This window comes from Micromonospora endolithica, from assembly GCF_003626595.1.
Lineage (GTDB): Bacteria > Actinomycetota > Actinomycetes > Mycobacteriales > Micromonosporaceae > Micromonospora > Micromonospora endolithica.
Genome location: NZ_RBAK01000004.1, coordinates 188,812 through 210,879, shown reverse-complemented (window position 1 = coordinate 210,879; position 22,068 = coordinate 188,812). Strand labels below are relative to the sequence as shown.

The window sequence follows — 22,068 nt, the reverse complement described above, 5'->3', positions numbered from 1 at the left end:
AGGTCCATCCCCTGGACGCCGTGCGGGTGGTGATTCCGCGAATCCGGTCGCTGGGAGCCGTCAGGCCGGCTCGGGCGCGGCTGGTCGCTCGGGAACCGCTGGTACGGCGGCCTCGTCGCCGAGCGCGTCGAGGTAGCGGGCGAACCCGTGCGGGGCCCGGCTGCGCCGGCGGGCGCTGGTGAGCACCGGGCAACCGGCGTCGGCGACGACCCGCATGGCCTGCCGCCGGCCCCGGTCGACGAGGTCGTGGTCCTCGGAGTGGGACAGGTCGGCGAACCCACCGAGCCGTTCGTACGCCGTGGCGGCGCAGCCCAGGTTGGCCCCGTGGACATGCCGGTGGCCCACGCTGGTCAACCCGCGTCGATAGCGCGCCTCGAAGCGCTCGCGGACCCGCCGTGGCCTCGGCGTCCAGTCGTCGACCTGGACGGTGCCGATGAGAATGTCGGTGCCGCCGAGAGCATGGCGGAGGTGCCAGTCGCCCCATTGCCGTGGCACGCGGCTGTCCGCGTCGGTGGTGGCCAGCCACAGTCCGTGCGGGCCGTGCCGCAGGGCGTGTGCCATTCCGGCGGCGCGGGCACGGCCGACGCTGCGGGCCCGCACGGTCACCACGGTGGCCCCGAGTCGCCTCGCGATGAGCGCCGTGTCGTCGCGACAGTCGTCGGCGGCGACGATCACCTCCGATCGGACCGGCAGGCGACGTAGCGCGTCGAGGACCGCGGTCAGGCAGCCGGGCAGCAGCGCCTGTTCGTCGTGGGCGGGCACGACGACCGCGACCCGGTTCACCACAGGCCCTCGACCTGCGCGACGGACCTGGCCGCGGGCGGCTCCCGGAGGAAGACGTCGAGGAGGAAGTCCGGCTCCTCGTGGCGTGCCGTCCGCACCAGCCCGTCCAGGTCGCCGAGCAGCCGGTGTACGTCGTCGCCACCGCGTACGTGCTCGGGCACCGGCGGTCGCCAGTGCACCGCGACGAGCGTGCCGCCCGGCTCCAGCGCCTCCACCACCCGGGTGGTCAGCAGGTCGAACCCGGCGTCGTCGAAGTAGTAGCCGAGTTCGGACAGCACGATCAGGTCGAAGCCGGGTGCCGCCCCGGTCGGCCACTGGTCGGGGATGCGCATCTGCTCCACCCGTACGTGCGGCTGGTCGGCGAGCCGTCGCCGGGCGCTCCGCACGGGCGCGGCGGCGACGTCGACGGCCAGCAGCCGGTCGCACCGCGCGGCGAGACGGCCGGTGAGCAGACCGGTCGAGCAGCCGGGTTCGAAGGCCGACCGGTAACGGCGGCGCGGCAGGCAGGCGACGGTCAGGTCGTGCTTGCGCTGTTCGTACCAGCGGGTCTCGAAGCTCCAGGGATCCTCGGCCGCGGCGTACATGTCGTCGAAGTAGCTGGGAGGAGTACCGCGCGAGGTCATGTCACGAACACCGTCTCGTAGGGGCGCGCGAAGCGGGCCAGCACGTGCGGGGGGAGGATCGCGGCGTCGGCCGGCGCCGGTCCGAGCGGGAGGATCTGGCTGCGGAAGGTGTCGATCGCCGCCGCTTTGGCCGCCCGAGCCGCATCCGTCAGGTCCAGCCGGCGCGCGCGATGCCACGGCACGTCCGGGTCGTCCGGCGCGGCCCAGTGCCACGTCCAGACCGGGAACTCCAGCAGGGTCGCGCCGGTACGCCGGCAGGCGGCCTCCGCCGCGCGCCCGACCGCCTCGTGGTCCGGGTGGCCGTCACCGCGCCAGGTCGTGACGCACCACCTGCCCGAGGTCAGCCGCGCGGTCAACACGTCGGTGAGGGCCGTCTCGTCGACGCCGCCGTCGAGGTGCCCGAGATGATCGACGGCGGCCGGGGCGACGCCGAGCCGTTCGCAGGCGGCGCGTGTCTCGGCCCGCCGGATCGCGGCCAGCTCCGCCGGGCTGAACACCGTCGAGTCCGGATGGGACGCCTCGCCGTCGGTGACGACGACGACCTCGGCGCCACCGCGGTCGGCCAGCATGGCGAGCAGACCGCCGACGCCGAGGACCTCGTCGTCCGGGTGGGGGGCGACGACCAGCGGCGGCGCGGTCGGCGGTGGGACGTCGAGTGCCAGCGCCGGCCAGGCGGCCGGGCCGGACCACGCCCGCCACCGTCCCTCCTCGGTGCCTGCGCCGACGATGGGCTTCACCATCCGGGGTCCTCGGCCGCGGCGACCAGCTCGCCCAGGTGCGCCAGGTCCGCCTCCGCGTGGCTCTGGCGCAGGTACACCGTCAGGTCGGCGACCCGTCTGGCGTGGCGGGCGTCCTGGCACAACGGGCCCGCTCCCAGCGCCCTGCCGACCCGGTCGACGACGGTGCCGGCGGTCGCCTCGACGGTGGCGCGCACCTGGTGCGCCAACCGGTCGGCGTCGGCGGTCGGGTTCGCGTCGATCTCGTCGGCGGCGCTGAGCAGGACGGCACGGGTCCCGGTCAGGGCCGCGTCGACCGCCCCGAGGTGCGCCAGGGCGTGCGGGTCGAGGCGGCGACGGCGCGCGGCGTGGCGCAGGGTGTCGGCGATTCCGGCGGCTCCGCCGTACCAGCAGGCCGCCACACCGACGCCACCGTGCCAGAAGCCGGGCCGACCGGTGTACCGCCCGGGATCGCCGATCGGATCGGCGAGGACGCCGTCGAAGCGTACGGTCCGGCTGTCGCTGGCCGCCATGCCGACCGCCGGCCAGGTGCCGGCCAGCGGGGTGACCCCGGGCTGGGCGAGGTCGACCGAGAACAGCCGGACCCCGTCGGCGGCGACGGCGGTGACCAGCGCTCTCGACAACACCCCGGCCCCGGAGCACCAGGGGCGCTCGCCGTCGAGCCGCCAGCGGGCGTGGTGCGGCGACGCGGTGACCGAGGCCGGCACGGCCGCCCACACACCCCACGGCTCGCGACGGCTGGCCGGGGCAACCTCCGCGCCCAGCTCGGCGAGGATCGCGAGGGCGTCGGCGTGCCCCTCTCCCAGCCGGGCCAACACCAGGTCGGTACGACCGAGCTCCATCAACCGCAGCAACCGCTCGCCGGTCCGTCCAGCGCCGGGCAACGGCAGGTCGAGGCTTCCGTCGAGCACGGCCGCACGAAACGCCTGTGCCGGGGAGCCCGCCGGGTCAGCAAGCGTCATCAGAGTGGCACCGGCAGACGCGGCTGCCCGACCCTTCCCCGACGGCACGCCCACCGCTGCGCCCCCACCTCGCACACGTGGGGTTTCCCTGAACAGCCGGTGGTCAACGCCATCCCCATTCCGGTCGGTGGAAGAGCGACCCCGGGCGGGTCGCGGCTCGAAGATGCCCCGATCATGGGGCGCCAAACATCGGGCCGGGGTGTGGCACGCCATGCCGGCCAGTCCGGTGGCCAGGTGTCCGGCCGGTTGTCGCGTCGCACGACGGTGACGATCCCGAGCGCGCTGAGCGCGTTGCGGGCGATCCGCCCCGAGGTGCCAGCGGGCCGCGCCGGGCGTCGCGGGCTGGGAGGATGGCCGCGTGGACCTCGACTCGGGCGCCGGCCTGCTGCACCGGCTCACCTCGTACCGGCCGGACCGCGAGTGGGACGTGCCCGTCGACGACCCGCGCGTCCGCCAGGACCTCGTCCCGAACGACCCGGCGACGCTGCCGCCGCCGATGAAGGCGTACGCCGAGAGTCTGCCCGTCGTCCTCCTGCCGCGCGATCTGCCCGACCCGGCCGTGCCGGCGACGGCCGCACTCGCCGGTGTGGCGGCTCCGGCGTGCGCGCTCGACGCCGCGCAGCTCGGCCGGGTGCTCTTCCTCGGAGCCGGTGTGGTCCGCACCGCCGAGCGCGACGGGCGTCCGGTCCTCTTCCGCGCCTCCGGCTCGGCGGGTGCCCGCTTCCCGCTGGAGGTGTACGCGAGCACGCGCGGCGTCGCCGGCGTGCCCGACGGCGTGCACTGGTACGACGGACAGCGACACGCCCTCGTCCAGGTCGCGCCCCCCGCCGTCGGGACGGCCACCACACTCGTCGTCACGGGCGTGCCGTGGCGGACCGGCTGGCGGTACGCCGAGCGCGGCTGGCGGCACCTCTACTGGGACGCCGGCACGCTGCTGTCCCAGTTGTCCGCCGCGCTCGCCAGCGCCGGCCTCGCGCCGCGCCTGCGGTCGTTCTTTCCCGACGCCGAGCTACGCGAGCTCGTCGGCGCCGACGGCGTCCACGAGTACCCGCTCGCCCTGCTCACCGTCGGCGACGGCGATCCGGCCGTCCACCCTGGCGGACCGGCCGCCACCGGCGATCTGCCGGCGGTCGAGCTGCCGCTGTGCACCGCCGCGCAACGGGCCGGCGAGCGGACGGTGCTCGGGGAGCCCTGGCCGGCGGGGGATCCGCTGCCACAGGTCCCGCCGTCGGACACCCTGGACGAGGTGGTGCGGCGGCGCGGTTCCCAGCGCCGGATGGACCGTTCCGGGACACTGCCCCGCACCACCCTGGAGTGGTCGATGAGCGCGGCCCTGCGCGGAGTGGACGTTCCGCACTGGGTCGCGGTCCACGGCGTCGACGGCGTGCCGCCGGGTCTGTACCGGTGGCCGGACCTGTCGGCGCCACTGTGGGCGGGCGACCTCCGTGACGAGCTGCTCCGCGTCTGCCTCGACCAGTCGCTCGCCGCCGACGCCGCGTACGTCGTCATCGCCGCCACCGACGTGTCCGGCCTGGACGACCGCTCCTATCGGGACGCGCAGCTGGCCGCCGGGCTCGTCGAGGGCCGGCTGCACCTCGCCGCGTACGCCCTGGGCGCCGGCGCCTCCGGCATGACCTTCGACGACTCGGAGGTGCCGGCCCTGCTGGGTGAGCCGGCCAGCCTGGCCGCTCTGCTCTTCACCTGCGTGGGGGTGCCCGAGTACGCGTCCCGGCCCGGCGGCCGGCCGGGCGCACCGGTGGCGGTCCGCCCGGTCGCGCCCCGCCTGGGCAACGCGTGACCCTTGACGTCGCGCGGGTGGGGGCGACGTTCCGGCATTGACGTCCGTCTCTATCGGGTGTCTCATGGCGGATACCTACCGGTAACCCCGCCCCCGGAGGTTCCCATGCGTCCCCGTCCCCTGCGTCGTCTCGCTCGGCTGATGCCCCTGGTGCTGCTGCTCGCCGCCGGGACCGTCACCGCCCCACCGGCCCACGCGGCCGGGCCCGCCGGCTGCGACCCGGCCGGCTGCCTGCTTCCCTTCCCCAGCGACGTGCACACCGTCGCCGACCCCGGCACCGACACCGGTATCCGGCTCAACCTCGACCGCGCCGACATGCCGGCGAACATCCTCGGCACCCGGATCAACCCCTGGGAGTGGAACCGCAGCGACGGCTTCTCCCCCGGATCCGCGCTGCTCGCCCACGTCCCGGGGCTCGACGCCGCGTCGACCGGCCTCGCCCCGGTCACCGACATCGGCCGCTCGCTCGCCGCCGACGCCCCGATCGTGCTCGTCGACACCCGGACCGGGGCGCGGCAGCCGTACTGGGCCGAGCTGGACGCCACCGCCGCCGGCCGGCCCGACCGGCAGGCACTGATCATCCGGCCGGCCCGCAACCTGAACGAGAACACCCGGTACGCGGTCGGGCTGCGCCGACTGCGCACCGCCACCGGCGCCCCGGTCGCCGCCTCGGAGACCTTCACGGTCCTGCGCTCACCCACTCCCCCGGCCGATGCGGCCCTGCACCGCCGCTGGGAGTACACGCAACGCGCCCTCGGCTCCCTCGCCTCGGCCGGCGTCGACACCAGCGAGCTGCACCTCGCCTGGGACTTCACCGTGGCCAGCCGACGCGGGCTCACCGGGCGGATCACCCACATGCGCGACGAGGCGTTCCGCCGGCTCGGCATCTTCGCGCCGGCGGTCACCATCGACAAGGTCACCGACCGGCCCGCCGAGACCGACCCGTACATCCGGCGGCAGGTCACCGGAACCGTGCTGGTGCCCAGCTATCTGAACAACCCGCTCGGCCCGCCCGGCTCCTGGTTGAACACCGGCGAGGACGGGCTGCCCGAGCAGGAGGGCGTGAACACCCAGCTGGCGAAGTTCCACTGCAACATCCCCCGCTCGGCGAGCGCCGCGACGCCGGCCCGGCCGGCGCTCTACGGGCACGGCCTGCTCGGCTCGCCGCTCGAGATCGAGCAGAGCCGACTGCGGCAGTACGCGAACGAGTCGAACACCATGCTCTGCGCCACCGCCTGGATCGGGATGGCCACCGAGGACGTGCCCAACGTCATCTACTCACTCGGTGACTTCTCGCAGTTCCCGTCGATCCCGGACCGCAGCCAGCAGGGCTTCCTGAACTTCCTGTTCCTCGGTCGGGCGCTCACCCACTCCTGGGGCGGGCTGAGCACCCGTTCCGCGTTCCGCGACGGCGGCTCGTTGTTCCGCTCCGGCTCCGGCCAGCTCGTCTACCTCGGCAACAGTCAGGGCGGCATCCTGGGCGGGGCACTCTGCGCCGTCGCCACCGACCTCACCCGTTGCTCCCTGGGCGTACCCGGGGCCAACTACTCCACCCTGCTCAACCGCAGCGTGGACTTCGACCAGTTCCTTCCGGTCTTCGGCACCGCGTACCCCGACCCGCTGGACCGGCAGCTCATCCTCGGGCTCGCGCAGGTGCTCTGGGACCGGGGTGAGGCGAACGGCTACCTCGCCCACCTGACCCGTGATCCACTGCCCAACACTCCGGCGAAGCGGGTGATCCTCGTCGAGGCGTTCGGCGACCACCAGGTGGCCAACGTCGCCACCGAGGTGATGGCGCGCAGCATCGGCGCGCGGCTGCGTACCCCGGCACTGGCCGCCGGACGCAGCGCGGACGTCGTGCCCTTCTGGGACATCCCGGCCGCACCCACCCTGCCCTACGCCGGCAGCGCACTGGTGGTGGTGGACAGCGGTTCGCCGGCGCCGCCGGCGGGCAACGTCCCACCCCGCGCCGGTCTCGACCCGCACGGCCACCCGGCCAACTCGCCGGAGATCCGGGCCATGATCGCCCGGTTCCTCGCCACCGGGGAGGTGGTGGACACCTGCGCCGGGCTGCCCTGCACCGCGGCACCACAGTGAGCCCCGCTTGTCGGACACCGATAACGGAACAGCCGGCCGTCAGGCCGGCTGTGGGTCCTGGTAGCCGGCGGCCTGGAGGCCGAACAGCCGGGCGTACTCGCCGTCCGCGGCGAGCAGCTCCACGTGGGTGCCGCGTTCGGTGACCACCCCGCCGGCGAGCACCACGATCTCCTCGGCGTCCCGCACGGTGTTCATCCGGTGCGAGATCAGCAGGCTGGTCCGGCCGGTACGGTGCTCGGCCAGCCGCCGGCCGATCTCGTGCTCGGCCTCGGCGTCGAGGCCCGCGCTGGGTTCGTCCAGCACGAGCAGGTCGCAGCCGTCCCGCATCAGGGCCCGGGCCAGCGCCACCCGCTGCCACTGGCCACCGGAGAGCACCACCCCGGAGGTCGGGTCGTCCCGGTCGGCGGCGTTCATGTACACCCGGGTGAGCAGGGTGCGGTAGCCGCGCGGCAGGCCGGCCAGCACCTCGTCGACGCCGGCCAGGCGGGCGGCCGCCCGGATCCGGTCGAGGTCGTCGAGCGCGGACACGTCGCCGACACCGATGTTGTCGGCCGCGCTGAGGTCGTACGACATGAAGTCCTGGAACACCACCCCGATCCGCCGGCGCAGCTCGGCCGGCGGCAGGTCCCGCAGGTCCACGCCGTCCCAGCGGATGCTGCCCCGGGTGGGGTCGTAGAACCTGCACAGCAGCTTGACCAGGGAACTCTTGCCGGCGCCGTTCAGCCCGACCAGCGCGACGGACGTGCCGGCGGGGATGGTCAGGTTCACCCCGCGCAGCACCCAGGGCAGCTCGTCGTCGTACCGGAACCAGACGTCGTCGAACTCGATGCCCCGGCGCAGCGGCGGCACCGCCGGCAGCTGTCCCGGGCGGGCCGGCAGGTCCGGCGGTGCCTCGACCACGAACCGGTAGTGCCCGAACACCAGCATCGCCTCGTGCAGCCGCCCGGCGTTGGCGAAGACCGTGCTCATGCCGCCCTGCACGCCCGCGACGGCGGCGACGAACACCGTGACGTCGCCGACGGTCAGCGCCCCGGAGCGCGCGGCCCGCACGGCCCAGACCAGCCCCAGGCCGGCGACGACCGCGCCGAGCAGGCCCTGGAGGGTGGCGACGAGCAGCTCCCGCCGGTCCATCCGTCGCTGGCCGGCGTGGATGGAGCGCAGCTCGGTGAGCATCCGGGTGCCGAACAGCCCGCCCAGGCCGTAGAGGCGCACCTCCTTGGCGGCGGTGACGCTGGTCATGAGCTGGGCGTAGAAGAACTCCCGCCGCGCGGCGTGCCCGTGTTCCCAGAGCAGGCCGGCGCGTTGCCGGGACAGCCGCAGCTCGGCGTGCAGGGTGGGCACCGCGGCGACCGCCACGACCAGCAGCATCCACGGGTTGATCGTGGCCAGCGTGGCGAGGAACGCGAGCATCGTGATCAGCCCCTGGGCGGCGCCCAGCGAGCCGCTGACCACCTCGGGCGGGCCGGTCGGGCCGGTCTCCGCGGCGAGGCTGAGCCGGTCGTGGAAGGCCGGGTCCTCGAAGCGGCGCAGCCCGGCCATCCGGGCCACCGCCGCGTAGAGGTGCCGGCGCGCGGTCAGCCCGACGCGGCGTTGCAGTTCGGCGTCGGCGTACCGGCCCAGCTCGGGCAGCAGCACGGTGGCCACCCCGGCGGCGGCCAGCAGCAGCACCGGACCGGTCAACGACTGCCCGCCGCCGGCCAGCCGGTCGAGGACGATCTTCATCAGCCAGGCCGCCGCGACCGGGACCGCCCCGGTGGCCACGGTGAGCAGGACCCGCACGACGAGCCAGCCGGCCGCGGCGTCGGAGGCGATCCGGGTCGCGGCGCGCAGGGAGCCCCACGCCGAGGCGGTCACGACGCGGCGGTCTCCGGAACCCGGTCGAGGACGAAGTGACTGGCGACCATCGTGTCCCCGGCGAGCAGCCCGAAGGCGGGGTAGCCGTCGACGCCGAAGGCCCGGGAGACCGGCCCGCGTTCGGGTTCGACGACCACCCGGGCCACCGGGCTGAGCTGCTCGCTGAGCCGGTCGGCGGCCTCGCCCGAGCCGAGCACGACGGCGAGCGCCCCCTCCCGGCCCTCGGGTCGGGCCCCGGCCCGGGCGACGAACCCGGGCAGGCTCTCGGCGCACGCCGGGCAGCTCGGGGAGACGAAGGCCACCAACGTCTCGCCCCGCAGGTCGGCCCGGCTGACCGGTGCGCCGTCGACCGTGGTGGCGGTGAATTCGCCGACCGTCGCGCCGGCCACCATCATGATCGGCTCCGGGTTGGCGACCCCCTCGATACTGACCTTCAACAACGCGGACTGCTGCCGCAACTGCCGCAGCACCACGGCGAGCACCACCGTGTTGGCCAGGCAGACCACGGTGAGCAGCGCCAGCACCAGGGGAAGGTAGGGCATCTCGCCTCCCGACCAGCCGGGCGGCCCGCCGGTGCCCGTCAGGGACACCGGCCGCGCTCCGCCGAGTGTGAGGACCGTACCGCCGACGGCCACCGCCGTCAGCCCCACGTTGCGGGCCAGGTGGGCGGGGCCGGGCGGGTCGTCGGTGGCACCGAAGCAGCGGCATGGCTCGCGTACGCCCCGGCGGATCATCACCGCGACCGCCGCCGTGAAGGCTCCCAGCAGGGTGGCGGCCAGGACGTACCCGGTCGGGGCGAGGGCCGGGACGGCCAGGGCCGCCACGAGCGTGACAGCGGTGACCACCTCGGCCGTGACCACCCCGACGGCCAGCGGCCCGGCGAGCCCGGCCGGCACGCCGAGGGTACGGGGCAGCGACGCGCGGAAGGCCGCGTGCGCCACCCGACGCACCTTGCCCGACGCCGACCACGCGAGGGTGACCGCGAGGACGAGCTGACCGACGAGCAGCGCCGCGCCCGTCATGTCAGTAGCCGACCTGGGTGACCTCGCCCCGCCGATAGGGGTCGCCGGCCAGCAACAGGTCCGCGACGGTCTCGCCCAGCGGCAACCCCAGGTCGTGCTGCATCCACATGAACTGGCCGCCCGGGTTGACCTCCAGGAACACGTGCTCGCCGTCGGGCGTGACGATGAAGTCGATCGCGGCGTAGACGATGCCGAGGCGGTCGAGCATCCGTTGGACCTTCGCCACCACATCGTCGGGCAGCGGCTTGTAGGGCCCGTAGGGCAGATGGTTCTCGCCGCGCCAGTCGACGGAGGTGGTGGACATGGCCTGCGAGTCGATGACCACCGGGAACCAGGTGTCGCCGATGACGGTCAGCCGCACCTCGTACGCCTTGTCCACGTACTCCTGGAACATGCAGACGGTGTGCCGGACCCGGTCGGCGTGCGTCAGGATCTCGTCGCCGACCATGGTGGTGTAGAGCCCGCTGGGGAAGGCTCCCGGGTAGTGGATCACCCCGCCGGTGAGCGCCTTGTAGACGATCGGCCGGTCGGTGGACTCCACGAGGGCCTTCACCTCGGCGGGGTCGTTGGTGAGCAGGGTACGCGGCACCCGCATGCCGAGCTGCTTGGCGAGCTGGAGCTGATAGGGCTTCAGTTCGGCGACGGCGTCGACGTCGGGCCGGTTGACCCAGAGGCAGTCGGTGGCGCGCAGGATGCCGCCGATGCCGTGCAGCGCCTCGTTGCGGGCGAACTGCTGCTCGGCCTCGCTCATCTGGGCGTCGAAGCGGAACGCGGTGGGACGGCGGTACCACACCCCGGAGAGCCGACCGAGGTCGATCTCCCGCCCGCGGTGCAGCAGCCGCCGTCGTTCGCCATCGAAGTCCGAGGTGGTGAACGTCAGCGTCTGCGGGAAACAGCTCAGGTCGACGCGTACGACGTTGGCGCCTCTCGCGGTGAGACTCCGAACGACGGGATCGACCGTGGGGTCGAAGTCCTGGGTGAGAATCAGGATCCCGGGATCCGATGGCGACATGGTCACGAAGCGTCCCTAGGCGCAGGCGTCGTCGGTCACGCAGTCACCGCAGCTCGATCCCGAGGTGCGGGTCTTGGTGTAGATGCCGGCGGTGATGGCACCGTCGGGGGTGACCCACACCTGCTGGTCGGGGTCGTAGTGACCCAGCTCCGCCGCGGTCGGCTCCGGCATGCCCGGGTCCCAGTTGGCGAACAGGTAGCCGAAGGGCTGCTTCTCGTGGTCGGCCGGCAGCGGCTGGCTGAAGTCGTGTCCGCTGGTCATGGACAGGGACGTCCGCAGCGGGGTGCGGGTGAGCGTGGTCGTCATTCCTGGTCTCCTTCGTTTCCGGCCGGCGGAGTGCCGGCCGACGACAGTGGCTCGGTGAGCCCGATGATTCCGGGCACGTCGGCGGAGAACGACCAGACCAGGTTGTCCTCGTCGTAGTGCCCGGCGTCGAGAGTGAGATCGGATTCCAGCTCGTCGTGGTCGGAGCGGTCGTACAGGTAGCCCAACGGCGCGAGGTGGTGCACACGGCGCTGTTCCCGCAGGTCGACGTCGACTGCCCGGACGACGAGACGCGTCCCGTCGAGTTCCGGACGGTCCAGCCGCAGGACGGTCACCGGGATGGTCGCGCTCCCCCGTCGGCCGCCGTCCCCGGCTGGTTCTCGGTCGTCCACGATCACATCTTTATAGACGCATCTAACTTTGTGAAGGTCTATGGGACTGGAACTTCCACGCGGTCACCGTCGACTGAAAGACTATTCAGACAAAGGCGGCCAACACATTCGACCATTGTCCGAAATTGGAATTCCCGCTCATGGGAATTGCGTACCGGGATCCAAACCCGGCTCAGCGCAGTTCGGCGTCGTGCACGGCCAGCGCGACCTGCACCCGGTTGCTGCCGCCCCACCTGGTCAGCAGCGGGCGCCTTCACCCCGGTTCAGGCACCGGCTTCGAGCACGGCGAGGTCGCGTGTCGCGTAACGGTGATGCTCGGCCTCCTCCTTGAGAACCACCTTGAGGCAGCGGCGCACGACGTACTCCTGGTCTGGGTATGGGTCCGCCGGCTTGCGACCACACACCCGATCGAGCTCGGCCTCGGTGAGCCCGCCGAGGACACGCCGCATCGTGGCCATGCGAGCGAGTCGCGGCACGAGCACCTCGTCGAGCGTCGGGGTGGCTTCGAGGGTGAGCCCGAGCTTCACCGCCGCTTCGGGCGGCATCCCGCCGTGAGGAAGGCCCAACGGGTGAAAGGGCGCATCCTCCTCCAACACGGCATTACCAAGCCAGGCATCGGCGGCCATCAGCAGGTGCCGTTGGGTCTCGACGAATGACCACTCGCCGTCGACCTGCTCGTGCAGTCTGGCCTCGGGCAGGAGCCTGGCGCGGTCGAGTGTCGCCTCCCATTGCGTCTCGATGGCATCCCAGGCAGCCCGGTAGTCGACGGGGGACACGGCATCACGCGCCCGCACCCGCGTGGGATGCCGCCGGTCGAGTTCGGCCTCGACGTAGGCGGTCACGTCAATGTCGTTGACAACGAGACGCTCGAAGGCACCACCGAGGTAGACGTCGCCCCCATAACAGTCCACGATCTTCAGGCCGCTGACTTCGCAGTCGCGAATCTCAAGACCGACAAGATCGCACAGGTGGATGCGGGCACCCCGGAACTGATCACTCTGGGCATACGCAGCAGGCATCGAGACAGCCTCCCGGATCCGTCCAGCCGACGTCAACGGGGAGCCCGCGTGAGGGATAGGTGGTACGTCGGTACGGCGTCGGGCGGTGAGCGCGCCTGGAGCAGCAACACGCCCACACCCTGTCCGGGTGGAGGCGGCGGTGTGTCAGCTTTCGGGCGGTGGTGGTTCGTCTGCGCCGCGCGCCTTCCACGGCTGGTGCTCCGTGATCCAACGCTCCACATCTTCCGCCCACCAGACCGCACCACCGGCCAGGCGTTCGAACGGCTGCTCGGCGTGGCCCTCAACGCGGCCGGCGCCATCCTCCTGCGGCGGCGCTGCGCGTCAGGGCACCCGGTTCCCGGGTCATTGACTTGATCCGTGCCTCGCGTCCGGTTGGAGTCTCCCGGCGACCGGCGTCACGATGCCGGCGTCGCGGGCCAACAGTGCGGCCCGCACCCGGTCGCCCACACCGAGCTTGGCGAAGACGGCGGAGACCTGGTTGCGTACCGTCTTCGCACTGATTCCGAACCGCCGGGCGATCTCCGCATTGCCCTCCCCCGCCGCCAGATGCCGCAGGATCTCCTGTTCCCGCGGCGTGAGCTGGTCGAACGGCGGCGGCAACGCCGCCGGTGGCGGCAACCGGCCGGGCGGTGCGGTCGTCCCCGGGAGTCGGACTCCCGGGCCGAGCACCAGCCCGCCGAAGGCGGCGGTACGCAGCGCGTCGACCACGACGTCCGGGTCGGTGTCCTTCAGCAGATAGCCGCGGGCCCCGGCCTGCAACGCCCGGGCGACCAGCTCGTCGTCGTCGGCCATGGTCAGCATCAACACCGCGATCCGCGGCCGGTGCCGCAGGATCTGCGCGGTGGCCCGCACGCCGTCGCCGTCGGGCAGGGCGATGTCCATCGCGACCACGTCGACCTGGTGCGCAGTGACCGTCGCGAGCGCCTCGGCGCAGGACGCCGCCTCCCACACCTGCGCCACCCACGACTCACCGTCGAGCATCGTACGCAGACCACGGCGGACCACCGGATGATCGTCCACGATCAACACCCGCACCGGTTCCGGCATGCCCACTCCTTCACCCCTCAGTCGTCCCGCCGGGACCGGTCGTCCCCCTGAGCGTGATCCGGCCACGGCAGCCGGACCCGTACCGCCGTCCCGCCGTCGGGCCGGTCCCCGATCTCGCAACTCCCACCGAGTTCGACCGCACGTTGCCGGATCGAGTCCAGGCCGACTCCGCCGGGTCGGGGACGGGCCGCGCCGACGCCGTCGTCGACCACCTCCATCAGCAGGAAGCCGCCGTCGCGGCCGACCCGGACCTCGCACCGGCCGGCCCGGGCGTGCCGGGCCACGTTGGACAGCGCCTCGGCCACGATCCGGTACGCCGCCACCTCCACCGCCGCCGGCAGCACCCGCAGATCGTCGCCGACATGCAGCCGTACCCGCAGCCCCGGCCCGTCGAAGCGCTGGCACTCGGTCCGCAGCGCCGCCCGCAGCCCCTGGTCGAGGGCGGCCGGGCGGAGCTGGTCGACCAGCCGGCGAACCTCCGCGGTGCAGATACGCAGCTCCTCGGCCAGCTCGTCCAGGATCGACCCGAGGCGGTCGCTGCCGGCGACCAGTTTGCTGGCCGCCCGCACCTGCATCGACATGCCGGCGAAGGTCGGCCCCAGGCCGTCGTGCAGGTCCCGGCGGAGCCTGCGGCGTTCCTCCTCACGGGCCAGGACCAGTCGTTCCCGTGAGTCCCGCAGCTCGCGGATCAGTCGAGCGGTCGCCACCGCCACCGAGGCGTGCCGGGCGACGTCGCTGAGCAGCCGGCGCTCCACGGGGGTGAAGCGGTCCCCGGGGCGGCGGTGCGCCACGACCAGCTGGCCGACCTGTTCGCCGTGGGTCACCATGTCGAAGCGTTCGGTCGTTCCGGTCGACTGCCCGTACACCGCGTCGGCCAGGTCGGCACCGGCCGGGTCCTCGACCTCCACCGCGACGTACGGGACCCGCAGCGACCGGGCGATCGTGCCGGTCAACAGCGCCGGCACGGCGTGCGGCCGCACGGTGTTCGCCAGCAGCCCACCGAGGCGGGTCAACACCCCGTACGGATCGTCGCGGTCGCCGTACAGCAGCCGGTTGACGCCGCGCTGCACCCGGTGGCGCACCGGCTCGAAGGCGACCGCGACCAGCCCGGTCGCCGCCAGCGAGGCGTTCGAGGTGTCACCGGCGAGGAGCAGGTCCCGCAGCAGCGCGACGGTGGCCACGAATCCGGCGATCACCAACAGACTCATCACCGACCAGACCAACGTCCGGTTGATCACCTGTTCCAGCTGGTAGAGCCGGTACCGCAGCACCGCCAGGGTCAGCCCGCCCGGAACGGCCACCACCATCAGCACCCAGGCGCCGGCCAGGTCCAGCCCGTCGAGCACGAGACCGAGCAGGAACAGCGCACCGGCGACGAGCAGGCAGGCGAGTTGCTGACGGGTCTCCCCCCGCGCGCGCCGCCACCGGCGCACCAGCGACCACAGGACCGCGCCGACAGCCAGCAGTTCGCCGGCGATCGCCACCAGGGCGAGCTGGACGAGCAACTGCGCCCGACCAGTGGCGGCCAGTTCACCGGTCAGCAGCAGGCCACCCGGGTCGTCGACGGCGGCGGCCGCGAACCCGGCGGTGGAGATCGCCGCGCAGCCGACCAGAACAGCGGCCACGGCCCGCCATCGCGGACCCGGCAGCCGCCCGTCCGGGAAGATCAGCAGGGCCAGGAAGACCAGGGCGTACGGCGGCCACCACAGCCACTGCGCCAGCCACGCCAGGGGTAGCCACGACGACCAGCTGAGCGCGAGCGTCTCGCCGACGGCGAGCAGGCCGGCGGCGAGCATCAGTCGGCCGACCGGGTGGCCGGCGACGCCGGCCAGCACCAGCCCACCGCAGGCGGTGAACGCCGCGGCGAAGACCGCGGTCAGCGAGCTGGGTCCGAGCAGCGCACCGTCGCGCTGCTGGAAGTGGCCGGCCAGGACGAGCAGCGCCACGGCCGCTGCCGCCCCGGCCAGCGGCCAGCGGCGTACGCGGTGGTCGTCCGATGTCACGGCGGCCTCCCGACTCGACGGGGCCGGTCAGTGCGCCCAGCCGGCCGCGTGCATCGCGTTGTGCAGGAAGTTGCCCCGGCTGCCCTCGTGGTGCCAGGGCATCAGGTCGATGTCCTCGGTCAGGGTGCGGCCGAGCGGTGGCAGGGTGGCGACGGCCTCGGCGACGCTCAACCGGGCCCGTTCGGCGACGTCCGGGTGGGTGGTGAGGAACCATTCCACGTGGTCCCGCACCGCCCGCAGGCGGCGCTGGATCGCGGTCGGGTCGGCCGGCTCGTCGCCGGGTCGCAGATCGACAAGCGTCCACTGCGGATCGAACACCGGGGCGAGGCGACGCCCGGTGGAGTCGAAGAACTCGACGGCACCGCCGAGCCTGTCCCCCTCGGCCGGCTCGGCCAGCAGCTCGGCCAGGTCGGAGTAGGTGTGGGCGAAGGTGTTGTCGCTGGCGATCAGCAGGATCCGGCTGTCGGCTGCACCGCCACTGGGCATCCCCATGGGTCTTCCTCTCGTCGGGCACTTCGTCGACTGTGCGGCGCGCACGGTGGGTCGGGACGCCCCGGTCGTCCCGACCCACCGCTACTCGCGTACAGACGTGACGCTTTCAGTGCAGGTTTGCGTTGACGGCGCGGGTGTAGTCGACCGAGGCGGTCACCTTCGGCAGGCCTTCGGCGTGGCTGCCGGCGGCGATCCGGCCCGACCAGTGTGCGTACCGCTCGGCGAGCAGTCCGACCCGGATGTCGCCGACGCTGACCAGACACGAGCCGATGGGATCCCGCGGCCGGCCCGGCACGTCGGCCTGGGGGCAGGCGAAACCGTACTGCGGTTGGTCCGTACGGGGGTCGAATCCGGACCGGTCGTCGGCGCAGGGATCCCACGCCTCCGCCTGGGCGCAGCCGTCGTAGTTGTTCAGCGCCTTCTGGAACGTGTTCCGGAAGTGCTGGTTCGCCGTCTGGTCGACGTCGGTGCGTGGCCGTGACCAGTCGCTGGGCAGCGCCCGGGTGCCGAACAGCATGCCACTCATCGCGTCGTCGGACTCCAACGCCGTCGCCCAACCCAACTCCGAGTACGCCTGCAGCATGCGGACGGCGTCGGAGACCGCCTTGCCGCGCTGCCACAGGATCCGGGAGTTTTCCCAGTCGTGCCCACCGGCCGGCGGGTTGACGCCACTGCCGTCGAGCACCACCCGGTAGAAGTAGCGCTGCCGACCGGCGAGCATCGCGGCGGCCTTCGCCCGGGCGGTCTCGGTCGCGGCGGCGACCGGCGGGACCGGAGCCGACTCGAACGCCGGCCGGTAGTTGGTGCTCCACCGCTGGTTCAGGTAGCGCACCTCGTCGTAGCAGTAGCCGCTGGGCTCGTGCGACCGCACGTCCCAGGAGCAGAAGACACCGATCGGGAACACCCGGGTGGCGGTCTGGGCGACCTGCCAGTCACCGCCGTGCCACTTGACCCGCGACCGCACGGTGATCTCCAGGTCGCCGCTGGTGGTGTGGAAACGCGGTCCCTCGTTCTCCTCGACGTTGACGAAACGCGCCTCGTAGCAGGTGTGGAACTGGGGTCGCTTGGCGAGCGGCAGGCCGTGGTCGGCGAGGTGGTACGCGTTGGGCAGGGTGGCCCGCAGCAGGGTCGACGGGACGGCCCGGGATCCCTGGGTACCGGAGCACGACGACATCCCCGTGGCCTCCGGGATCCGGGCCGTGACCGCCTGGTCGGCGTTACCCCACAGGTCGTACTGCACCGGCACGTCGTGGCCGTTCCACATCACGGCCCGCCGGATCTCCTCCACCTGGCCGGCCCAGCCGCTCATCGCGCTGCGGTAGTCCTGCACCAACCTGGTGAACAGCGCGTTGGTGGCACCGCCGGCGGCGGGCTCGCTGAACCGGCGTACCCGCTGGTTGATCTGGTCCCCGGCGTCGGCGATCGCCTCGGCCCGGGCGCCGGTGACCTGGGCGGCGTACGCCGGGTTCTCCAGTTGCAGGATGTTGTAGGTGCGGGCGGCGGTGCTCCACGCGGCCGGGTTGGCCACCCGCTCGTTGGGCCACTCACCGCCGACCTTGCCGGCCGCCCAACTGGTCAGGTAGTTGATCGACCCCTCCGGCAGGTAGGTGTTCAACACCGACACCGGGTCGGCCTGGTCGGCGCCCTCCGGGGCGGTGAACGTGACCTGGTTCGCGGCGGTGACGGTGGCGAACCTGAACGTCGGCGACTCCGCCAACGGGTAGTAGACGGTGGCGTAGTCCGGGATCGGCACGCCGGCGATCTCCCGGTGGTGCACGTACGTGGTGATCACCGTGTCGAGGTCGCCCTTGTCGATGCTCTGCAGCGCGACGTGGATCGCCAGCGCCATCGAGTCGATCTTGCTTTCGATGGTCTGCAACTGGGTGGTGATCTGCCCGAGCCGGGCGCGAATCTCGGCCACCGAGCGGGTCAGGTCGGTGAGCAGGCCGACCAGGTCGGCGTACATGGTGTTCAGGGCGGTTTCGATCCGGTCGAACCGCGCCTTCATGTCCTTCGCGAGCCGGTCGATCTGCTCGCGCAGCTTGGCGATCTCGCCGAGGATGAGCGCGTTCGGGTCGGGGCCGCTGCCGGCGAAGAGCGTCACCAGGCTCATCGCCGCGCCGAGCAGGTTACCGGTGAGCACCGCGGTGCCCATCGCCGTCGCCGCCGCCGTCAGGCCCTGCCCGAGCACGGTCGTCATGTAGGTGTTGATCGCGGTCACCGAGGTGACGATCGCCTTGCCAACGGTCTGCAACTGCTTGCCGAACCGCGGGTCGGCGAAGCCCATCAGGGTGGAGAGCACATCGACCGTCGCACCGAGACCCTCGAAGATCTTCTTGTTGCTCTCGGTCTTGACCCGCTCGGCCTCACGGGTGGCGGCGTCCGGCGACGGAGCCTGGTTGAGCACGTACGTGTTCGAGTAGTTGATCACCTCGGTGATCCGGGTGTCCGCGTCGGATCTCAACACCGTCAGCACCCGGGTGGCCTGCTGTTCGAGCAGCGCCTGGTACCCGGCCCGGTCACCACTGCCGGCACGTAGCACCGCCAGCGGCACGTAGTGGCCGAGCGTGCCCGGGTTACCGGAGCGCGGCGGGTGGATCTGCACGGCCAGCAGCGTCGCCTCACCGGCCCGCACACTGGCGCCGGCACGGGCCGCGAACGCCGTGTCCCAGCCGGTCGCCAACGCCTCGTCGGTGGTGGCCCGCTCGTGCAGGGTCCGCCAGGTGGCGGCGGCGACGTCCCGTACCCGGGCGTTCCACGCGGCATCCTGGTAGCCGCCCCGGACCAGGTCGAGGGCTTCCTGCACCACGTTGGCACCTTCGGCGCCGACCGTGCTGGTCAGGAACGCCCGGACCGCCGGCCCGTTCGCCCTGGCCGGACTGCCGGGCCCGGCGAGCTTCGCCAGCACCGCCGAGGCCAGCGCGAACCGGGACATCTGGTCACCCCGGCTGTCCGGCACCGCCTGGTCGGCCAGGGCGCGCACCGCCGCCGCGTGCGCGGCCAGATCGCCGCTGCTGGCCGCCGGGTTCGCCGACCGCCAGTCCAGCAACTCGGCGGTGAGCAACGCGTTCTTCAGCCCGACGGTGTCCGGCCCGGTCAGCTGCACGGCCGCGGCGAACAGCGCCGCCTGCGCCTGGCCCTCGTGGAACGCCACCGGGTCGGACGCCCGAACCGGTGTCTGGTGGGCGGTCACCACCATCAGCCCGGCCAGGACGGCGGCACAACCCCGCCACCACGGGCCAGGGCCGGGCCGTCGCCGGCCGCGCGGTCTTCCTCTCGTACGCACCATGTGCTCCTCCCGCCGGGCGGGCCGTTGCCTGGCCCGCTTACTGTGGCGCACACCGTGCCGGGCCGATCGTCCCGAGGGACAGGGACGGCTGTCCCACCCCGGGCGGGACAGCCGTCCCGGCCCGGTGGTGGGACGTCGACCGAGGAATCCGGCTGGTGGTCGTGAGAGGGGCATCGGCCTGGTCGTCCGCGCCCGGAACCGGCGGACCACCCGCTGCCCTGGTCAAGTTGGTCAGCTGGTGGCCCGGGCGCGCCGCTCGCGCAGCCAGACCAGCGCCACCATGGCGATGTTGACGACCGCCAGGATCAGCAGGGACGCGTCACCGGAGTCGGTGGACCGGTCGATCGCCAAGGCCTCGCCGTCGGCCATCACCGTGTTGACGGACGTGAACAGGACGTTGTTGGCGACATGGAAGGCGACCGGCGCCTCGATGCCGCGGCTGATGACGGCCATCAGGCCGGTGCTGATCCCGAACACGGTGTAGTAGCCGAACAGCCAGGGGTCGGTCGAGCCGTGGACCACGGCGAACTGCAGACTGGAGACGACGAGCCCGACGGCCAGGGCCGGCCGGACCGCGCGTACCCAGGAGGCGGCGGCGGGCAGCGTGGCGCTGCGGTACGTCAGTTCCTCGCCGACGGCCTGCACCGGGGTGCTCAGCAGCACGATCGCCAGCATGCCGATCGTGGTGCCGGTGACACCGAAGGCGGTCCAGCCCGGTGAGTCGGGTGCGACCAGCGCCACGACGCCGATTCCCGCGCCCACCAGCAGCGCCGCGCCGATCAGGTAGTGCGTCAGGCGGCGTGCGTCGAAGGCTCGCGGAAAGCTGAGCAGGCTGCGCCACGGCACCCTGGCCGTCCAGACCAGGAGCAGGATCGCCAGGACGCCGGTCGCGCCGATGCTCAGGTTGACGGCCAGGAACTTCAACGGTGTGAAGGTGGCGGACATCGGGTCGTCGCTGCCCTCGACGACACCCACGACCTGGTAGAGCAGCACCTGCAGGACCAGCATCGCCAGCGGCGGCACGAGGATGACCACGAGCGGCTTCCACCAGCTCATCCGGAGATGGACGCCGAACGGCCGGGAGCTGTCCACGGCCGGCGCGGGACCCTCCGGCGTCAGGAGTCGCGAGCCTCCGGCGTCTGGAGGGTTCGGGCCGCTCGTCGTCTCCCGGGGTCCGTCGGATCCTGCGGCGTTCATCGGTGAGGTTCCTTCCAAGCGTGGGGACCTCCCCATCGCAGCGCTCACCGCGCCCTCCGGGCAGTGTCACCGCGTCACCATCTCACCGTGACATTCGACGAGAGGACATGGCGGGAAGACCCGCCCGCCGTCGTCACCGAGTGAGTACCGCCGGTGCGGGTGGAGGCCGAGGCGTGGCTCGCCCCGCGTCGGTCCTCACCCGCTTCTCGCGGGGCGGCCCGGCGATGTGCAGTCAGCCACGACCAGTGACACGGCGTCACATCCGGTGGTGACATGGCGCCACTGACCGGTCAGCCGGGTCCGCGCTGTCATGGAGGCATGTCCACCACGCCGGTCCCCGTACTGGAAAGAAGGCCCGCATGACTCCCCCGCCCTCCTCGCCGGGCGTCGTCATCGAGCCCACCCGTCCGTCGCGACGGCGGTGGCTCCGGATCGTCTCCGGCATCCTCGTCACGGTCGTGGCCGCCGCCAGCCTCGGCGTCGCCGCCCTTCAACTCGGCCTGCCCTGGCAGCTGGGCGAGGGTGACCGTAACCACGTCTACGAGGGCGACGCCGGGTCGCAGCGCTACCAGGTCCACCTTCCGCCTCAGCACGACGGGACGGTCCGGCTGCCGGTCGTGCTGGCGATCCACGGCTGCGCGATGACCGGCTACGGCTGGAACTCCATGAAGTCCACGACGCAGTTCAACCGCCTGGCCGACCGGGAGGGCTTCATCGTCGTCTACCCCACGCAACTGATCTCCCGCAACGTGATCGCCTGCTGGAACTCCAGCGACCCGCGGGAGCAGCAGCGGCACACCGGCGAACCGGCACTGCTCGCCGGTGTCGCCCGCCAGGTGGTCGAGGAGTACGACGCGGATCCCGCGCGGGTGCACGTGGCCGGCGCCTCGTCGGGCGCGGGGACCGCCGTCATCCTCGCCGCGACCTATCCCGACGTCTTCGCCACGGTGACCTCGGTCGCCGGCGGCGAGTACGGGCTCAACCAGGTCGACCCGGACGACCCGGACGCGACGTCGCCGCTGGACACGGCGCGTCAGGCCTGGGCCCAGATGGGTGAGCGGGCCCGGCGGGTGCCGCTGCTGGTCATTCAGGGCGAGCGGGACGAGGTCGTGCCGCCCCTGGTCGCCACCCGGCTCGTCACCCACTGGACCGCGGTGGGCGACCTCGTCGACGACGGCCTGCCCAACGACAGCCTCGACCTGACCGAGGAGACCGTGTCCGTGCCGGCCGAGGCGGGGCGGCACCCGTACACGCACGTGACCGTCACGGCGCCGGACGGCTCGTCGGTCGTCGAGGCGTACCGCGTCCAGGACATGGGGCACGCCTGGCCGGGCCCGGACGGTGACGGCCGCTACACCGACCACGCGGGCCCCGACGCCAGCGCGATCGCGTGGGAGTTCGCCGAGCGCCACCCGATGCGATGAGGTCCGCCCCCGGCGGCTACGGCGCGGACGGCGTCGCGGAGCGGTTGACGGCG

The 22,068-nt window shown here is 72.8% G+C and carries 18 protein-coding genes; 3 read left to right on the top strand and 15 right to left on the bottom strand.

What is annotated here, in order from left to right:
• Positions 1–60: 60 nt before the first annotated feature.
• From D7223_RS12760 to D7223_RS12745, 4 genes are read right to left on the bottom strand one after another with little or no spacing between them, the layout of a single operon-like run.
• Complete coding sequence (locus D7223_RS12760; protein ID WP_202864633.1) at positions 61–783, bottom strand: glycosyltransferase; 723 nt, start codon at positions 781–783, stop codon at positions 61–63.
• Positions 780–1,406: a class I SAM-dependent DNA methyltransferase gene (locus D7223_RS12755; RefSeq protein ID WP_120728501.1), complete on the bottom strand. Its 627-nt coding sequence runs from the start codon at positions 1,404–1,406 to the stop codon at positions 780–782. The genes D7223_RS12760 and D7223_RS12755 overlap by 4 nt, the downstream gene beginning before the upstream one ends.
• Positions 1,403–2,146 (bottom strand): PIG-L deacetylase family protein, encoded by a 744-nt coding sequence (locus tag D7223_RS12750; RefSeq protein ID WP_120728499.1) that lies wholly within the window; start codon positions 2,144–2,146, stop codon positions 1,403–1,405. Before D7223_RS12750 ends, D7223_RS12755 begins: the two co-directional genes overlap by 4 nt.
• Positions 2,140–3,054 (bottom strand): acyl-CoA dehydrogenase, encoded by a 915-nt coding sequence (locus tag D7223_RS12745; protein WP_202864632.1) that lies wholly within the window; start codon positions 3,052–3,054, stop codon positions 2,140–2,142. The genes D7223_RS12750 and D7223_RS12745 overlap by 7 nt, the downstream gene beginning before the upstream one ends.
• Before the next feature lie 409 nt (positions 3,055–3,463).
• On the opposite strand from D7223_RS12745, the gene D7223_RS12740 reads away from it, so the two are divergent.
• Together D7223_RS12740 and D7223_RS12735 are read left to right on the top strand one after the other, a co-directional pair.
• Entirely contained in the window at positions 3,464–4,903 is a 1,440-nt protein-coding gene (locus D7223_RS12740; protein WP_238161888.1) for a nitroreductase family protein, read from the top strand.
• A gap of 105 nt (positions 4,904–5,008) precedes the next feature.
• On the top strand, positions 5,009–7,000 hold the full coding sequence (locus D7223_RS12735; protein ID WP_202864631.1) for a hypothetical protein: 1,992 nt from the start codon (positions 5,009–5,011) through the stop codon (positions 6,998–7,000).
• A gap of 39 nt (positions 7,001–7,039) precedes the next feature.
• On the opposite strand, the gene D7223_RS12730 is transcribed toward D7223_RS12735, so the two are convergent.
• The 11 genes from D7223_RS12730 to D7223_RS12680 all read right to left on the bottom strand — a co-directional run bounded on the left by D7223_RS12730 (position 7,040) and on the right by D7223_RS12680 (position 20,486).
• Positions 7,040–8,854, bottom strand: coding sequence for an ABC transporter ATP-binding protein (locus tag D7223_RS12730; protein WP_120728493.1), 1,815 nt, complete (start codon positions 8,852–8,854; stop codon positions 7,040–7,042).
• The gene (locus tag D7223_RS12725) at positions 8,851–9,876 is read right to left on the bottom strand and encodes a TlpA family protein disulfide reductase (protein WP_120728491.1); all 1,026 of its coding nucleotides are present in this window, start codon (positions 9,874–9,876) and stop codon (positions 8,851–8,853) included. The genes D7223_RS12730 and D7223_RS12725 overlap by 4 nt, the downstream gene beginning before the upstream one ends.
• A gap of 1 nt (position 9,877) precedes the next feature.
• Complete coding sequence (locus tag D7223_RS12720; protein WP_238161937.1) at positions 9,878–10,888, bottom strand: MvdC/MvdD family ATP grasp protein; 1,011 nt, start codon at positions 10,886–10,888, stop codon at positions 9,878–9,880.
• Positions 10,889–10,903: 15 nt separating this feature from the next.
• Entirely contained in the window at positions 10,904–11,194 is a 291-nt protein-coding gene (locus D7223_RS12715) for a hypothetical protein (RefSeq protein ID WP_238161887.1), read from the bottom strand.
• The gene (locus tag D7223_RS12710) at positions 11,191–11,544 is read right to left on the bottom strand and encodes a hypothetical protein (RefSeq protein WP_147252496.1); all 354 of its coding nucleotides are present in this window, start codon (positions 11,542–11,544) and stop codon (positions 11,191–11,193) included. The genes D7223_RS12715 and D7223_RS12710 overlap by 4 nt, the downstream gene beginning before the upstream one ends.
• A 263-nt stretch (positions 11,545–11,807) precedes the next feature.
• Entirely contained in the window at positions 11,808–12,563 is a 756-nt protein-coding gene (locus D7223_RS12705; RefSeq protein WP_120728485.1) for a DinB family protein, read from the bottom strand.
• Between the two features lie 342 nt (positions 12,564–12,905).
• Positions 12,906–13,610: a response regulator transcription factor gene (locus D7223_RS12700; RefSeq protein WP_120728483.1), complete on the bottom strand. Its 705-nt coding sequence runs from the start codon at positions 13,608–13,610 to the stop codon at positions 12,906–12,908.
• A 17-nt stretch (positions 13,611–13,627) separates the two neighbouring features.
• Complete coding sequence (locus D7223_RS12695) at positions 13,628–15,613, bottom strand: GAF domain-containing sensor histidine kinase (protein ID WP_238161886.1); 1,986 nt, start codon at positions 15,611–15,613, stop codon at positions 13,628–13,630.
• 27 nt (positions 15,614–15,640) lie between these two features.
• Positions 15,641–16,105 (bottom strand): hypothetical protein, encoded by a 465-nt coding sequence (locus D7223_RS12690; RefSeq protein ID WP_120728480.1) that lies wholly within the window; start codon positions 16,103–16,105, stop codon positions 15,641–15,643.
• A 106-nt stretch (positions 16,106–16,211) separates the two neighbouring features.
• Entirely contained in the window at positions 16,212–19,394 is a 3,183-nt protein-coding gene (locus tag D7223_RS12685; RefSeq protein WP_147252495.1) for a hypothetical protein, read from the bottom strand.
• Positions 19,395–19,625: 231 nt separating this feature from the next.
• Entirely contained in the window at positions 19,626–20,486 is an 861-nt protein-coding gene (locus D7223_RS12680) for a CPBP family intramembrane glutamic endopeptidase (protein ID WP_202864630.1), read from the bottom strand.
• A gap of 464 nt (positions 20,487–20,950) precedes the next feature.
• Here D7223_RS12680 and D7223_RS12675 point away from each other — a divergent pair, with 464 nt between their 5' ends.
• Entirely contained in the window at positions 20,951–22,015 is a 1,065-nt protein-coding gene (locus tag D7223_RS12675; protein ID WP_120728474.1) for an extracellular catalytic domain type 1 short-chain-length polyhydroxyalkanoate depolymerase, read from the top strand.
• Positions 22,016–22,068 lie beyond the last annotated feature (53 nt).

Bases quoted from the DNA above. Each gene is read 5' to 3' on its own strand.
- D7223_RS12755 (WP_120728501.1), bottom strand. From the start codon at position 1,406: ATGACCTCGCGCGGTACTCCTCCCAGCTACTTCGACGACATGTACGCC.
- D7223_RS12750 (WP_120728499.1), bottom strand. From the start codon at position 2,146: ATGGTGAAGCCCATCGTCGGCGCAGGCACCGAGGAGGGACGGTGGCGG.
- D7223_RS12735 (WP_202864631.1), top strand. From the start codon at position 5,009: ATGCGTCCCCGTCCCCTGCGTCGTCTCGCTCGGCTGATGCCCCTGGTG.
- D7223_RS12725 (WP_120728491.1), bottom strand. From the start codon at position 9,876: ATGACGGGCGCGGCGCTGCTCGTCGGTCAGCTCGTCCTCGCGGTCACC.
- D7223_RS12720 (WP_238161937.1), bottom strand. From the start codon at position 10,888: ATGTCGCCATCGGATCCCGGGATCCTGATTCTCACCCAGGACTTCGAC.
- D7223_RS12715 (WP_238161887.1), bottom strand. From the start codon at position 11,194: ATGACGACCACGCTCACCCGCACCCCGCTGCGGACGTCCCTGTCCATG.
- D7223_RS12705 (WP_120728485.1), bottom strand. From the start codon at position 12,563: ATGCCTGCTGCGTATGCCCAGAGTGATCAGTTCCGGGGTGCCCGCATC.
- D7223_RS12700 (WP_120728483.1), bottom strand. From the start codon at position 13,610: ATGCCGGAACCGGTGCGGGTGTTGATCGTGGACGATCATCCGGTGGTC.
- D7223_RS12690 (WP_120728480.1), bottom strand. From the start codon at position 16,105: ATGGGGATGCCCAGTGGCGGTGCAGCCGACAGCCGGATCCTGCTGATC.
- D7223_RS12685 (WP_147252495.1), bottom strand. From the start codon at position 19,394: ATGGTGCGTACGAGAGGAAGACCGCGCGGCCGGCGACGGCCCGGCCCT.
- D7223_RS12675 (WP_120728474.1), top strand. From the start codon at position 20,951: ATGACTCCCCCGCCCTCCTCGCCGGGCGTCGTCATCGAGCCCACCCGT.